This is a genomic window from Spirosoma agri (genome assembly GCF_010747415.1).
GTDB lineage: Bacteria > Bacteroidota > Bacteroidia > Cytophagales > Spirosomataceae > Spirosoma > Spirosoma agri.
This window is the reverse complement of sequence record NZ_JAAGNZ010000026.1, coordinates 1-465: the sequence shown is the minus strand read 5'-3', so window position 1 is coordinate 465 and position 465 is coordinate 1. Positions and strand designations below refer to the sequence as shown.

At 55.9% G+C, this 465-nt stretch carries 1 pseudogene; it reads right to left on the bottom strand.

The window, feature by feature from the left end:
• Window positions 1-465: pseudogene (locus GK091_RS29310) on the bottom strand (hypothetical protein); the annotation flags it as partial.

The following is a 465-nucleotide window of genomic DNA, read 5'->3' as shown; positions in this document are numbered from 1 at the left end:
TTGGTCAACCCACTCAGACTAGTTGGGATGCTGCCCGTTAGCTGATTATTGTTGGCTAAAAATCTCAACAGGCTAGTTAGTCCACTCAGGCTGGGGGGGATGCTGCCCGTTAGCTGATTGTTGTTTAAGATAAGTTGCTGCAAATTAGTCAGCGCACCCAGAGTAGTGGGAATACCGCCCGTCAACGCGTTATTATCTAGCTCGATACCGATCAATGCGGTTAGACTACCTAGCCCCGCTGGAATACTGCCCCCCAACTGGGCGTTGCCGTTGATCTGAATCGTCCGTAGACCCGTCAGCCCGCTCAGACTAGCCGGTAGGCTACCCACCAGGTTGTTTTGGTATAGACTAATTCGACTCACCCGTCCGCTGGTGCATCCCAGGCCAAACCAGGGTTGCCCCCCGTTGCCCGTGCAGGGGTCGCAGCCGCTGAGCCAGCCCGCCTTATTGGTCCAGTTGCCCCCC